The organism is Spongiibacter sp., from assembly GCF_984394615.1.
Genome location: NZ_CFHTQA010000005.1, coordinates 71,491 through 86,181 on the forward strand (window position 1 = coordinate 71,491; position 14,691 = coordinate 86,181).

The window sequence follows — 14,691 nt, forward strand, 5'->3', positions numbered from 1 at the left end:
AAACACTGGCCAGGGGGCGATTCGTCAAAGTTTCTGTATGCTGAAGCCCCCGTCGCGGAGCCACTCTTCCAGCTGCTCCGCGCGGCTGGCGTTGCTCAATACCGCAATACTTGGCTCGACACCTTCCAGATACTGTTTGGTCACACGTTTCAGATCATCGCCGGAGACCGCCAGCACGCGTTGACGGAATCGACGGCGATCCTCCAGATTGCGGCCGAAAATACGGTTGTGATAGTCCTGTTTGGCCTCACCGGCCGGTGACCCCGGGCGGTCGATGCTGCCGACAACCCCCAGAATGGATTGCTCAAGCGCGTCCTCTGAAACCGGGGTCTCCAGCATCCAGTTGATTGCTGAGCGGAAGTCGTCGAGGGTTTCCTGCAGGCGAGGGTCGCGGTAAGAGTAGAAACGGAATGCCGCGATGTTGGAGTCTTGCGATGCGCCGCCGCCATAGGCGCCACCCTGTTCGCGGATGCAGCGATGCAGTATACCGTTGCGCAGATAGACTGCCAGCACGCTGAGGGCCGGCGCGTCAGGGTGATCGGACGGCACTGTGGGGTAGGCGCTGGCACAGAAATTGACTTGCGAGTTGGCGCACCAGAACTCTCGGCGTTGGCCGCGAACGGTCGCCAGCTGCAGCGGCGCCTGCGAGGAGGCTTGGAAGTCTGCCCAGATCGCGGCAAGCCCGGGACTGTGTTCATCGAAGCCGTGTTGTTCGGCAACTATCAACAGGCGTCGCTGCGCGGCGAGCAGTTTTTGGTGCAATGCGGTGAGTTGCTGGCTTACGCCTTGTTTGCCCTCTTCGCTTTTCAGGGAGTCGTCGATTGCCTTTAGTGCGCGGATTCCTTGGAGGCCGGCGAGTTTCTGGTTGAGTTCGGCAATCGGGCTCATGCCGCCGCAGGCGGCAGCCATTGCGAGCCCGTGCCCGTTGCCGGTGATGGATGACTCCCGGCGAGCCCGAATGTGCGCCACAATGTCAGTGATGCGCTCCACTTCGTCGAAACGCAGTTTTTCCAGTGTGTCGCGCATCAGTTGTGCCTGTTCACTGCTGTTGCGCAGTAAGGCTTTCGATGACAGGACCAGGAAGGCCTTCATCTGCTGTTCATCGCCGATATCGCCCCGCATGCTGGTGTAAGCAGAAATGCCCCCGCATACAGCGGCCTGACGAGCTTGCACCTGCAGGTAACTCTCATTGCCAAGGCCAAGCTCTGTCAGGGTCTGGGTGTAGATTGGCAGCAGGCTCAACTCTGCTTCGTCAAGCAGGGGAAGCTCGATGAGCAGTTGCTGGTAGATCAATCCATTGGTGCCGCTGGGATAGAAGGTGTAAGGCAGATTGCCGAAACGGTCGTCGCGGTAGTCCAGTACGGGCATGTCTGGCGCCACATCTTCGAGGCCGACTTTGGGCAGAATGCTTTCATCTTCCTGTTGGGTTTGGCGTGTTTCCAGTGCCGCAGCCTGCTCGATAATGGCCTGTTTTTGCTCGTCGCTGAGACCGGCCTTGATATCGGCAAGGCGCTGCTTTTCCGCCTGCTCTGCGCGCTGCTGGTATTGGGCGTCGGGGCTGAATATCAGTGTTACCCGGTGAGGGTTGTCGATAAGTTGTTGCAGCAGTCCAGTGATATAGCTCGGCTGAGCGATTTTCTGACGCAGACGCGCCAGCGCGGGATCGAGATTCAGCGCTGACACAGGGTCGCCGCGGTGGGTTGCCGAGCCGAGGGCATTCAGAATCAACTGCAGGCCGTAGGGGTAGCTGTCACCACTGATTTCCCGCTGCTGTAGCTCAATCTGGTGGAGCACCGACTCCACTTGTCCGGCGTCCACACCTTCGTCAATGAGCCGCTGCAGCGTGCTGAGGATCAAGTCCTCAACGGCGGTCATCTGCTCGGGATCACTGCCCTCAAGACCGCAGGCAAACACCATCTCACGCATGGAGTCTTCCAGTCCGCACATGGGAGACGGCGAACTGCCGAGCGAGCTGGTTTCCAGCGCGTGCAGCAATGGGCTGGCGCTGTTGTCGAGCAAAATGCCCGCCAGCAACTGGGCTTCCAGTGCGGTGTCCAGGTCGTTGCTCTGGCCCAGCAGCCAGGCCATCACGATATGGGTTTTGCCTTGAGGGTCCTCATCGGCGGGCAGGGGATAGGCTTCCTGAGCGCGAATTGGCGCGTGATAGCGCTTTTCCCTCGGTACGGAGATATCGTCGTTCAGCGCCTCAAAGCGAGACAGCGCCAGCTCTTCAAAGCGAGACTGCAATTCCACGGCAGGTGTGTCGCCAAAGCTCATGAAGATGGCGTTGCTGGGATGGTAATGACTCTCGTAGAAGGCCTTGAGTTGTTCATAACTCAAGTCGGGAATCGCTTCAGGGTCGCCGCCGCTGTTGTAGTGATACGTGACTGTCGGAAACAGGTATTTGCAGAGCGTGTGCCACAGGCGGCTCGGGATGGAGCTCATGGCGCCTTTCATTTCGTTGAATACCACGCCTTTGAAGACCAGCTCCGAGTTCGGGTTGCCGGGTTCGGCGAAATCAAGGCGATGGCCTTCCTGAGCGAAGTCCAGCGGGTGGAGGCGAGAGAAGAACACCGCATCCATGTATACCTGTAGCAGGTTGTCGAAATCCTTGCGGTTGCTGCTGGCAAAGGGATAAGCGGTCCAGTCTGAGCTGGTGAAGGCGTTCATGAAGCTGTTCAGCGAGCGACGGATCATCATGAAAAAGGGGTCGCGCACCGGGTATTTCTCGCTGCCACACAGCGCGGTGTGCTCCAGAATATGCGCCACGCCGGTAGAGTCGTGGGGAACGGTGCGAAGCGCGACCAAAAACACATTTTCGGGGTTATCGGCGGCTATATGGTAGTGGCTGGCGCCGGTTTTACGGTGGCGGTACTCGGTGAGTGTGACATTCAGCGCGTCGATTTCTTCACTCTGGATGATGTCAAAGGCGGGATGGGCATCGGTGTTCGCGATAAAGCTCATAGTCGTCCGTTTTATTGGTGGCCTGCGGTGGATGGCATGGCCGTATTGATAGAAGGTAGTGTGAAAGCGATACGGTAGATATAAGGCCAGAGTTTACCGGTAACAAGCCATGTTTGATCGCTTTCGTCAAAGGCAATGCCGTTAAGCACCGCTTCGGGACTGAGTCCCTCGGGCTGCAGCGCACTCAGGTCCAGCGTTGCCAGCACTTTCGTATTTCGGGCATCGATGACCAGCACCTCATTGCTGTACCAGCGATTTGCCAGGATGTAGTCACCATGGCATTCGAGCTCGTTCAACTTGTCGATGTGGTCATGTCCCCAAAGCTTCTGGCGGCTTACCAGGGCGAAATCACCGGGGCGCCGCCACTGTAGCGTATCACTGCCGTCAGACATGGCGAACATTTCTCGCCCTGAGTGATAGCAAAGCCCCCAGCCCTGGCCCTGATAGCGATGTTGTTTCAGTAAGCCAAAGTGCTGTGGGTCAAGCTCCAGCGCGAGCCCGGCTCGCCAGGTCAAGACAAACAGGCGTCCCCGGTAAAAGCTCAGTCCCTCGGCGAACAGCCGCTTGTCCAGCGAAACGCCGCGTAGCGTCGGTGGACTGTTTTCCTTGGGCGGGAAGGGGCGGGAAATGAGTTTTGAGTGACCGAAGAGTCCGCTGCTTTCATAGAGCTGGCCCTGATAGAGTTCCAGCCCTTGGGTGAACAGCCTTGTGTCGTGCGGGTACTGTGCGAGCAGTTCGTACGGCAGTGGGCTGGCTGGCGCGGACACGCCGCTCAGCGGGTAGCCGAACAGCGTAAAAAGTGTGAGTAAAAGCAGGCGTTTCAAGCGCAATCCACAAGTGAGCCAGAACGTATGGCGCTCACTATGCCAGCTTATCTCCGCGTCTGCACCCCGCTTACGCCTGCATGGCTGGCATGTGATTGCCGGTGTAGCTGACGACGGCGGTGTCACCTGAAAAGTCGATCATTTCCACCGCGCAGACGGTAAAGCAACTGCGGGTCATCAGCCATTGGCCGTCAATGCGCTGGTATTCATCGTCGTAGTGGCCGCCCAGCTGAACGCGCAGCTTGTCTCGGGTATTGATGCTCAGGAACCGAAGGCCGATATGCGCCGTGGCGCTGTCGTTGCCGGTCAGGGTGACCAGCGGGTTCTGGGCGTGGTGCATATCGACGATGTGGTCGTGGCAGCCCAGTTCTTCAAAGACCGCGACAAAGGCCTCGCGGCTGTCGAACTGCCCGATATGGCCGAAGTCGATATGGATCTTGCCCGGCGCGAAGCAGGCGAGCACGTCCTCCGGCTGCTTGGCATCGCAGGCATTGAGGTAGCGATACTTCAGCGCCGTAATGGCATTGATATCTTCTATTGCCTGAAGGCGCTGGGCGAGGGCCTGAATATCCGTCATGGCGGGTCCTTGTGAGCGTGTCGAATCAGCCGGGCATCTTGCCAAGTTATCGGCGGTTGCGCATCAGGTCGCGAATCAAAAAGCGGGCCGGGGCTAAATTTTCAGCCAATTGGCGGGAAATTGGCCGGGATTCGCCGCAGAGATAGCTGGCAAGCAGCTCGGCACTCATGGGCGTTGATGTCAGCCCGCGCGAACCGTGGGCGACATTGAGGTACAGCTGGCGATAATAGCGCCCGGCACGGGGAATTGCCCGCTTTGCGTCCTTGCGCAGCGCTGCGTAATCCTCGTCAAAGGCGGCAACGTCTGGGGCGGCACCCACGATGGGCAGATAGTCCGGGCTGGCGCAACGCAGTGCCGCGCGTCCACCGACGGCCTGTGCACCCGCTTTCAGCAGGTCTGGGCTGAGTTTGCGCAGGGTGTCAATATTGAACTGGTGATCGTGGTCGCTCAGAGCGGTATCGGTATTTTTCAGGTCGAAGCTGGCGCCAAGGCAAAAGCGGCCATCCGTCGGCGGCGCGAAGTAGCCGTCGTGGCAGACGACACAGCGCGGGCTTGTGTTGATGTCCTCCTGGTTGAAGTAACTGATTTGCCCGCGAATACGGCGCAGGGGGAGGGTTGCGCTCTGTGCCAGTTGGCGAGCTTCATGACTGCCTGCAATAACTGCTGCGTTGCCTGTTGCGATGAGTTCACCTTTGGTGTCCGAGGCCTGCCATTGTTCGCCATCGTCGGAAAGCGATGCGACTTCCCGGTCATGAACTCGCTCAATCAACGGATGATCCACATAGGCGGCACAGATGGCTGGTGGCGACAACCAGCCTGCCTGCGGATAGAAAATGCCGTCCCGATTAAGGGCGAGGCCGCTGATCGCAGAGGCCTGCTCTGCACTGAGAAACGCCAGCCAACGCTTGTCACCGAGCATCTCTTTCAAGCGACTGAATAACTCTGCCTCGCGGTCATTGCCCGGTAGTTGCAGCACACCGCAGAAATCACCCGTTCCCGATGCCCCAAAATACGCCTGTCGATAGTGCGACAGGGCATAGAGGAAGCTGCTCAGGGTAAACCAGTTCAGCGCGCCGGGCTCGGGTGAGAGCTTGGTGTATAAAACGCCCTGCGGATTACCGGAGGCTTCGCGGGCCAGTGTCGAGTGACGCTCGATCAGTGTCACGGCAATGCCGCGTTCGGCCAGGGCTCTGGCGGTGCTGCATCCGGCCAGCCCACCGCCAATAACGAGTGCGGATTGCGGCGCAGCACCTTTGCCGGGCTGGTGCCAAGGCACTGGGGTGAGTGGAAGTCGTTGCGCCGCTACCTCGCGGTCGACCGCTTGGGCATAGGCGTTAAACTCACCACAGAGCATTTCTCGTTTGCGGCCGTAGCCTTTGACCTTCTTAACATTGAATCCCACCTGCTTCAGACCGCGCTTAACCACTCCGGCAGAGGTAAACGTGGCAAAGCTGCTGCCGCGGTGGCTGAGCCGCGCCATGCTGTCGAACAGTGCTGTTTGCCACATGTCGGGATTCGCGGCGGGCGCAAATCCGTCGAGAAACCAGGCGTCTACCGGGCCCATGGAGACGTCGGGGCTCACGCTGTCGATTACCCCGTCGATCAATTGTGGCAAGGTGTCGAGAATGTCGCCAAAGAGAACATCCAGACAAATTTGTGACTTGTGCAGGTATCTGCGGTGCTGACCCGGTATCAGCGGCGGATAATTGTCTTGTAGAATCGTTGACAGCTCGTGAAGGCTTGGCCACGCGCCAAGGGCCCGTTTGAGGTCTTCGGGCCTCAGCGGATGTTTTTCGCAGGAGATGTAGTGCAGGGTCCAGTTCGGCGGCGCCGTACGCAGCCACAGCTCGCAGGTCAACAGGAAATTCAATCCCGTGCCGAAGCCGGTTTCGCACACGGTAAATCGGCCGGGTCTCGCGTCATCCAGTTGTTGCCATCGCTCTTGCAGACGGTTGTGTTCCAGAAACACATAGCGACTCTCGGCCAAGCCGTCATCGCGGGAAAAATAGACATCGCCGTAGTCGATGGCACTGGGAACGCCGTCTTGCCAGTCGAGTTCTGCGGGGACGATAAAATAAGGATGGTTGCGGTGAGCCAAGGTGGAAGCCTGCCAATAGCAATGGAAAAGCGGGGTGCATTGTAGCAGTGATGGGGTGTGAGTCTGTACGTTTAGCCCGTTGGCTGGCCCTGGCTGTACTCGGTTTCTCTGCCTGGGTGCAGGCGGCGGCCGTCGACCCACAGCAAAGCCGTATCCAGCTCGCGCTGGCGACTGAGCCGCCGACGCTGCACTCTGCCCGCGCCACCGATACCATAGCCAATTTTGTGCTGTCTCACCTGATGGAAGGCCTGTTGCGGTATGGCCCCGATGGTGAACTGATCGGCGGCGTGGCGGAGCGCTGGCAGCTCAACGAGTCGGGTGCGCGATTCTGGTTGCGGGAGGATGCTCGCTGGGCAGACGGCAAGCCGGTGAGGGCGCAGGACTTTGCCTTTGCCTGGCAATATGCCCTGCGCCCGGAAACGGCCTCGCAATACGCGTTTATTTTTTATCCCATTAAAAACGCCGAAGCGGTCAATCGCGGCGATATGCCCGCCAGCGCACTCGGCGTACGCGCAGTGTCAGATCGCGAACTGGTCGTAGAGTTTGACGGGCCGTGTCCGTATTTTCTCAGCCTTACGGCGTTCATGACCTACATGCCCCTGCGTGAGGATGTGGTGAATCACTGGGGACGTCGCTATGCCGCCGATGCTGACAAGCTGATGGTCAACGGGCCCTATGTGCTGGAGAAGTGGGTGCACGGCGCCGAGTTGCGGCTGGCTGCCAATGCTCGCTACTGGGATAACGAGAATGTGCAGATACGCCACATTGATTTGCCCTATATCACCGCTGACCCGAGTGCGCAGTTCAACCTGTTTCGGGATGGGCAGATTGCATTGGCAAACCTCGATACCGGCCTGCTGGACGAAGCGATTGAACGCGGCTTTGATATTCATCACTTTCAGACGGGCGCGCTGTATTTTCTGGAGTTCAACTTTCGCGAAGGGCGTATCAGTGCGAACCGGCACTTCCGCAAGGCAGTACAACATCTACTGAATCCCGAGTTACTGGTTAACAAGATTATCGGCTTGCCTGGTGTGCTTCCTGCTTACTCTCTATTCCCAATGACGGTTAAAGGCTTGGAGAAGCCCTTTCGCGAGGAATACCCTGTGTTGAAAGTTGAGCCGGATCTGGCGCTGGCACGTCGACATCTGGCGAAAGCCAAGGCTGAGCTGGGGCTGGCAGAATGGCCGCCGCTGATGCTGCTGTCGGGAGATAGTCCGCGTGCCCTTCAGGAGGCAGAGTACTACCAGTATCTTTTCAGGCGAGGGCTTGGCCTGGAGTTGCATATCGACCAGCAGGTGTTCAAGCAGCGCTTGGAGAAAATGCGGCGTGGGGACTTTGATATTGTTGTGGCGGCGTGGGGGCCTGATTTTGACGACATCATGACCTTTGCCGATTTGTTTGCTTCCTGGAATGACAACAACCGTGGGCGCTATCACAACCCCGAGTACGATAGATTAGTGCGTGCCGCACAGCGCAGCAGCGATGCCAAGCGCCGCTTCGACATTATGGGGCGCCTGCAAGCGTTGATTGTCGATGATGTGCCTATTTTGCCTACCTACGAGAATGCCTCACTGTACGTGCAGCACCCGCAATTGCATGGCGTCAGGCGTGCGGTGTTTGGTGGCGATCCGAGTTTTCGTGACGCCTGGATTGCGCCCTGATGCTGCGGTTTATTCTGCGACGCCTGCTGTCGGGAGCGATCACCATCTGGTTTATCGCTACGGCCACCTTCTTTGCGATGCACGCGGTGCCTGGAGATCCACTGACTCAGGATAAAGCCATGTCGCCTGCGGTAAGGGCGCAGCTAGAGGCGCGTTACGGCTTGGATAAGCCCCTGCCTCAGCAGTATCTGCAATTCATGAGCAATATGCTTCACGGTGATTTCGGCATTTCCTTTACGCAGGAAAATCGCCGGGTAAACGATATCATCCGCGAACACTTTCCCGTCTCGGCGACATTGGGGCTCGCAGCGATCCTGATCGCCCTGGTCGGAGGGGTGGCCGCCGGCAGTGTGGCGGCGCATTTTCGGCAGCGCTGGCCCGATCGTGCCGTGATGTTGCTGGTGGTGGGGGCCATATCGGTCCCCGGTTTTGTGATCGCAGCGCTCGCACAACTGCTCATTGTGCGGTTAAACCAAATGGCGGGCACGACGGTGATTCCCGTTGCCGGCTGGGGAGGCATCGGACATGTCTGGGTGCCTGCGCTGGTGCTGGGGCTGGGTACGCTGGCATACCTCAGTCGGCTCAGTCGCGCGGCCATGCTGGACGTGCTCAGCAGCGACTATATCCTCGCCGCCAGGGCGCGAGGCGTTGCCGGCGCCGGACTGTTCTGGCGACACCAGCTGCGCAATGTCTTGCTGCCAGTGGTGACCGAGCTGGGGCCAGCGGTGGCGGCGATCACTACCGGTGGTTTTGTGGTGGAGCTGGTTTTTGCCATACCGGGGCTGGGCCGCTATTTCGTGCAGGCGGTGCAGCAGCTCGATTACACGGTGATTATGGGTACCACGGTGTTCTACGGTGCCTTTCTGGTGTTGGTCGTGGTGTTAGTGGATATCAGTTATGGCTTGATTGACCCTCGCATACGCTTGGTGGGGGGGCGCGGATGATCCCGGTGTTCCGCTTTGCGCCCTGGCAGCCGCCGGTGCCTGCGACCGAACTGTCTCAGCCGACTTCGCAAGTGGCGTTCACGCCCGCGGTTCTGTTGTCGACGTCGATCGTTGTGGCGCTGCTGCTGTTCGTTTGGGCTGGGCCATGGGTGTGGCAATACGACCCCGCCCAGCAATGGTTGTCACATATTTCTCAGGGGCCGACGCCGGCGATGTCGGCGCTGGTGGTGGACGATACTCGACCACCCCGGCTGTCGACGGCGCCGCAGCGCCTGCAAATTGCGGAAAGCACTACCGAACGTGTCGCACTGCAATGGCCGCAGGTGTCTGGGGTCCAGCGTTATCGCCTTTACCGGGCTGGCGCAGAGCAGATTGGTCCGGGACTGCCGCTGTGGGAGGGCAGTGATCGGCATTACATTGACCGACTGCAACTCAGCTATCGCGTTTATCGCTATACCCTCGCCGATGCCGATACCGGGCTGCTGCTATTTTCGCTGGAAACACGACCAGAGTTTGCCATTTCAGCATTTGAAGCGGCTTTACAGGGGTTGATTCCGGAGGATGCCCGTGGCTTGCCGGAGCGGGTGTTGTTACCGGCGCATCCACTGGGCACCGATGCGCTGGGTCGGGATTTGCTGGCCAGGATGATGGCCGGTGGTCGCAGCTCGTTGTTCGTTGGGATTGTGGCGCCGTTGCTCTACATCGGCTTTGGTTGCGTGTTTGGCGGCTTGGCTGGGTATTTAGGCGGGCGTCTGGACCAATTTGCCATGCGTCTTGCTGACTTTGTCGTCGCCTTGCCGTTCTTGCTTTTCATGATTCTGCTGCGGATCTCGTTCGGGATTGGCCCCGGTGAAAACGGTATTTTACCTCTTATCCTGGCGATGTTGCTGTTGAGCTGGCCGGGAAGCGCGAGATTGGTACGAGGGCAGGTGCTGGCATTGCGAAGCCAGGCGTTTATCGACTCCGCGAGGCTGTCGGGGCGATCGGCGCCATTTATTCTTTATCGCCATATATTACCCAATGTGTTGCCGGTAATTCTGGTGGCGTTTAGCTTTGCCATTCCCTCGGCCATTTTTACCGAGGCGTTCTTGTCGTTTATCGGTATGGGCGTTTCGCCTCCCAGCACCTCCTGGGGCGCCATGTGCAATGACGGTATAAAAACGCTGTTGTCCAATCCCAGGCAGCTATTGCTGCCCGCCATGATGATCAGTATTGCGGTATTGGCCTTCAATACGCTGGGAGACGCACTGCGTGATGCCACTGACCGGCGTAGCGGAGGGGGACGCCTGTGAGCTTGTTATATGTTGACCAGCTGTCTCTGCGTATTGGCGACAATGCCGCGCTGCGAGACGTGTCGTTTTCTCTTCGAGAAGGCGAGTGCCGAGCATTGGTAGGCGAATCAGGTAGCGGCAAGTCGCTGACGGCCCTCTGCCTGCTGGGGCTTGCGCCGCGTGGGTCGGAGCTCTCCGCCAGACAGCTGCGGCTGGCGGAAGATATGTTGCCTGCGCAGGGTAGCCGGCAGTGGCAATCCTGGCGAGGGCGGCGTGTGGCGATGATTTTTCAGAACCCAATGACGGCGTTGAACCCAACCCGCACTATTGGCGCTCAGCTTGGCGAAGTCTTTTGCCTGCACCGGGGGATGACCCGGAAACAGGCGAAGCAGGCGTCGATAGCCTTGCTGGAACGTCTTGCGATTCCCCGTGCTGAAGCCCGTCTTTCCAGATATCCCTTCGAATTTTCCGGTGGCATGCTGCAGCGAGTGATGATTGCGCTGGCGGTCGCCTGTCAGCCTCAGTTATTGATTGCCGACGAGCCGACGACGGCGCTGGATGTGACGGTGCAGGCAGAAGTGTTGGCACTGCTCAGGGAAATGCAGCGTGAGCTGGGGACCAGCCTGTTGTTTATCAGTCACGATCTGGGCGTAGTGGCCAATATCGCCGATTCGGTGAGCGTGATGTATGCCGGAGAAACGGTGGAGTCTGCCAGCCTCAAAGCGCTTTTTACCGAACCTGCGCACCCCTATACCACAGCGCTGCGAGCCGCGGTTCCCCAGTTGCACAGCAGCCAGGCAATGCAGGCGATACCCGGCAGCCCGCCGGATTTACGTCAAGCTGTAAAGGGTTGTGCTTTTGCGCCACGCTGCCCACACCGAATGGCAATTTGTGAGGAGTCCCCGACCTTTATTCGCACCCCGCAGGGCAGCGTGACGCGTTGTTGGCGTTGGCATTCCGATCACCCAGACAACTGGCGGCTACAGTCATGACCGCGCCACTGCTTTCTTTGCGAAAACTGAGTTGTCATTTTCGGCAGGGCCGTGATTACCTGGCGGCCGTGGATGATGTCAGTCTCGACATATTTGCCGGAGAGGTTCTGGCGCTGGTCGGGGAGAGTGGTTCCGGTAAATCCACGCTGGGCCGTTTGATTGCTGGCCTCGAGGAGCCATCGTTCGGCGAAATGCGGTTTCAAGGTCAGTCTCTGGCCGGGCTGCGTGGACTCAAGCATCAGCGTGGTGCCATTCAAATGGTATTTCAGGATAGTTACGCAAGCCTGGATCCACGTATGCGCATTGTCGACAGTTTGGCGGAGCCCTTGCGCGATGTTCGGCTTCCGTCCGATGCACTGAGAAAGCGGATCGATAGCTGGTTGGATCGCGTTGGACTGGGGGCACGATTTGCGGACCGCTTTCCCCACGAATTGTCCGGAGGGCAGCGGCAGCGCGTCGGCATTGCACGGGCATTTATTGCCGAGCCGAAACTGGTGATTTGCGATGAGGCGGTGTCGGCACTGGATGTATCGGTTCAAGCACAGGTTTTGTCCCTGTTGCGCGATATCCAGCGGGATAGTGGAACAGCCATGCTGTTTATTACCCACGATCTGGCCGTACTTCCCAGTTTGGCTGATCGCATTGCCGTGATGTATCTCGGTGAGTTGTTGGAGTTGGGGACGACCGCGGCACTGATTAACGCGCCTATGCACCCTTACACCCGACAGTTGCTGGCCGCGCATCCCGAACCGAACCTGGATGCGCCGTTGGCATTGCCGGTCAGAACCGGCGCCTCGGAGCTGCCTCTGCCGCTGAGTCGCGATCGTGGCTGTCGTTTTGCCAATCGCTGTCCCTATGTCGACGACGCATGCCGTTTGACGCCACCTGTCAGTATTGAGAAGGACGCCGGGCATTTTGCCGCCTGTCATCGCCTGACTGAGATTGAAGCAGTGGCAGCTTCCGGGGGCTTCGATTAGCATGGATAAAGCACCACGACATGTAAGGAATGCCGACGAATGAATATCAGTATAGAAATCCCGGCCTTGATGGTAATGGCCAGATCGCTACTCAAGCGTTGCATTCTCGACGCGCAGCGGGTCGAGTCAAAACGCTATTTCAGGGAACTTGAGGCGGGCAACCCCGTACTGCTGAGTGACCTGTCGATGGAGGACGACTCGGTGCTGCGAGTCAGTCTGGAGATGAATGCGTCGGAGTTTTGTGGCCAGCTGAATTACAGCGCGTTTCGAGATCAACTGACGATGCTGATCGACACCTACAGCCGATATTTGAAAGCCGGACAGGAACCCAAGGTGTTGAGCGACGACAGCGGTGTGCAGCATGTGATCGTTTTGCCCGCAGTCAGCGAGATTCGCGGTCAGCGTAACGCTCTGGTAATGGGGTTTGACCAAAGTCGCCCCGCAAATCTGCGCCTGAAGTTGATGTTTGTAGATGCTGCACAGTTTATGGAAAAGGCCAGCTAGTCGCGTGTTGACAGTGAACACAAATACCGATAGCTTGCCGGGTTTATCGCTATAACTCGCAGTGCGCATGTCGGGATGTAATGCGCACGTACTGGTATGTGAATAACAAGAACGCTAACGAGGGGGCCACCTTGTCTGAGCAGCAACAGCAAATTGCCGAAACAATCAACGCCGCGAGAAAACGGCTGGACCTGGCGACGGATGTCGACCTCCAGCAGTTTTCCAGTCTGGTGGATATGTTTGACTACTGCGTAAGCAGCTATACGAATAACCCTGCCGTGAGCTGTCTGGGGTACACCCTCAGCTACGGCGATCTGGACCGTCTGTCGGCGCAATTTGCCAGCTATCTGCAGCAGCATAGTGGCCTGCAGCCCGGCGATCGCATTGCCATTCAGATGCCCAATATCCTCCAGTATCCGGTAGTGCTGTTCGGTGCATTGCGCGCTGGGATGATCGTGGTTAACACCAACCCGCTATACAGCGAGCGCGAGCTCAAGCACCAATTGAACGACTCCGGCGCGAAGGCGGTTGTCGTGCTGGCCAATATCGCAAAAACCGCTGAGGCGGTGGTGCCGGATACTGGCGTGGAAACCGTCATTGTGACGGAGGTGGCTGATCTGCATCCGCCACTGAAGCGCACACTGATTAATGGTGTCTTGCGTCACGTGCGTAAAGAAGTTCCTGCTGTCAGCTTCCGCAAGTCTATCCCGCTGCGTAAAGCGCTGGCGCAGGGCAAATCTGGCAATTACCAAAAAGCCCAGCCCAAGGCAGAAGATCTGGCGCTGCTGCAGTACACCGGCGGCACGACTGGTGTGTCGAAAGGGGCCATGATCAGTCACCTGAATTTGATGGCCAATGTGCTGCAAAGTCAGGCGAATTTCACCAGCTACAACCTCGGCATCGGCAAAGAAACCTTTATTGCACCGCTGCCGCTGTATCACATTTACTCTTTCATGCTGGCGTTCCTGGTCATGCTTGAGGGTAACCACTCGGTATTGATTCCCAATCCTCGTGACTTGAACAGCGTTATCAAGGAAATGAAACGCTGGAAGTGGAGCGGCATGAGTGGCATCAATACGCTGTTTGTTCAGCTTTGTAAGCATCCTGAATTTGCCAGTCTGGACTTCTCTGCGCTGAAGGTGACACTGTCGGGCGGTATGGCGCTGACCCACGGGGCTGCCCACGAGTGGAAGAAAATGACCGGTGCGGAAATCTACGAGGGCTATGGTCTGACCGAGACGTCCCCGGTGGTTTCTGTAAACCCCGGCAAGGGCAATCAGGTTGGTACGATTGGTATTCCCTTGCCCGGCACAGATATTCGTCTGGTTGATGACGACGGCAATGATGTGGGCGTGGGTGGTCGCGGTGAACTCTGCGTGCGGGGTCCACAGGTCATGATGGGCTACTGGCAGCGTCCTGACGAGACCGACAAGACCATTATCGACGGCTGGCTCCACACGGGTGATGTAGCGGTTGTGCAGGAAGATGGTTTCCTGAAAATCGTCGATCGTAAGAAGGACATGATTTTGGTGTCGGGCTTCAACGTTTATCCCAACGAAATCGAAGACGTGCTCAGCGAGCACCCGAATATTGCCGAGTGTGCAGCGATTGGTGTGCCCGACGAGAAATCTGGCGAAGTCGTTAAAATCTTTGTGGCGCCCAAGGAAGGCAGCATTGATGAAAGCGAACTGAAAGCGTTTTTGCGTGATCGTCTGACGGGCTATAAAATGCCGCGCTATATCGAAGTGCGCGACGAGCTGCCCAAGACCAATGTGGGTAAAGTGCTGCGCCGTACACTTCGCGACGAGGAACTGGCCAAGCGCGCTGCCAAATAACGCAGCACAATGCATTGTAAGGGCGCCCAGGTGGCGCCCTT

General features: G+C 58.1%; 11 protein-coding genes. 7 read left to right on the plus strand and 4 right to left on the minus strand.

The window, feature by feature from the left end; genetic code table 11:
- Window positions 1-24: 24 nt before the first annotated feature.
- The 4 genes from AC5DB9_RS03625 to mnmC all read right to left on the minus strand — a co-directional run bounded on the left by AC5DB9_RS03625 (window position 25) and on the right by mnmC (window position 6,463).
- Window positions 25-2,964, minus strand: a complete 2,940-nt coding sequence (locus AC5DB9_RS03625) for an insulinase family protein (RefSeq protein ID WP_273009847.1) — start codon at window positions 2,962-2,964, stop codon at window positions 25-27.
- Window positions 2,965-2,975: 11 nt separating this feature from the next.
- Window positions 2,976-3,788, minus strand: coding sequence for a glutaminyl-peptide cyclotransferase (locus AC5DB9_RS03630; protein ID WP_272994014.1), 813 nt, complete (start codon window positions 3,786-3,788; stop codon window positions 2,976-2,978).
- A gap of 70 nt (window positions 3,789-3,858) precedes the next feature.
- Window positions 3,859-4,365: a nuclear transport factor 2 family protein gene (locus AC5DB9_RS03635; protein ID WP_272994013.1), complete on the minus strand. Its 507-nt coding sequence runs from the start codon at window positions 4,363-4,365 to the stop codon at window positions 3,859-3,861.
- A gap of 46 nt (window positions 4,366-4,411) precedes the next feature.
- Window positions 4,412-6,463: a bifunctional tRNA (5-methylaminomethyl-2-thiouridine)(34)-methyltransferase MnmC2/FAD-dependent 5-carboxymethylaminomethyl-2-thiouridine(34) oxidoreductase MnmC1 gene (mnmC, locus tag AC5DB9_RS03640; RefSeq protein WP_272994012.1), complete on the minus strand. Its 2,052-nt coding sequence runs from the start codon at window positions 6,461-6,463 to the stop codon at window positions 4,412-4,414.
- Window positions 6,464-6,513: 50 nt separating this feature from the next.
- On the opposite strand from mnmC, the gene AC5DB9_RS03645 reads away from it, so the two are divergent.
- From AC5DB9_RS03645 to AC5DB9_RS03675, 7 genes are all read left to right on the plus strand, one after another.
- Window positions 6,514-8,127, plus strand: coding sequence for a peptide ABC transporter substrate-binding protein (locus AC5DB9_RS03645; protein ID WP_272994011.1), 1,614 nt, complete (start codon window positions 6,514-6,516; stop codon window positions 8,125-8,127).
- Entirely contained in the window at window positions 8,127-9,071 is a 945-nt protein-coding gene (locus tag AC5DB9_RS03650) for an ABC transporter permease (protein ID WP_272994010.1), read from the plus strand. Before AC5DB9_RS03645 ends, AC5DB9_RS03650 begins: the two co-directional genes overlap by 1 nt.
- Window positions 9,068-10,363 (plus strand): ABC transporter permease, encoded by a 1,296-nt coding sequence (locus AC5DB9_RS03655; RefSeq protein WP_272994009.1) that lies wholly within the window; start codon window positions 9,068-9,070, stop codon window positions 10,361-10,363. The genes AC5DB9_RS03650 and AC5DB9_RS03655 overlap by 4 nt, the downstream gene beginning before the upstream one ends.
- Window positions 10,360-11,334, plus strand: coding sequence for an ABC transporter ATP-binding protein (locus tag AC5DB9_RS03660; RefSeq protein WP_272994008.1), 975 nt, complete (start codon window positions 10,360-10,362; stop codon window positions 11,332-11,334). The genes AC5DB9_RS03655 and AC5DB9_RS03660 overlap by 4 nt, the downstream gene beginning before the upstream one ends.
- Window positions 11,331-12,311, plus strand: a complete 981-nt coding sequence (locus tag AC5DB9_RS03665) for an oligopeptide/dipeptide ABC transporter ATP-binding protein (protein WP_272994007.1) — start codon at window positions 11,331-11,333, stop codon at window positions 12,309-12,311. Before AC5DB9_RS03660 ends, AC5DB9_RS03665 begins: the two co-directional genes overlap by 4 nt.
- A 39-nt stretch (window positions 12,312-12,350) precedes the next feature.
- On the plus strand, window positions 12,351-12,815 hold the full coding sequence (locus AC5DB9_RS03670) for a hypothetical protein (RefSeq protein ID WP_272994006.1): 465 nt from the start codon (window positions 12,351-12,353) through the stop codon (window positions 12,813-12,815).
- An 80-nt stretch (window positions 12,816-12,895) separates the two neighbouring features.
- On the plus strand, window positions 12,896-14,650 hold the full coding sequence (locus tag AC5DB9_RS03675; protein WP_286845613.1) for an AMP-binding protein: 1,755 nt from the start codon (window positions 12,896-12,898) through the stop codon (window positions 14,648-14,650).
- The last annotated feature ends 41 nt before the right edge of the window (window positions 14,651-14,691 follow it).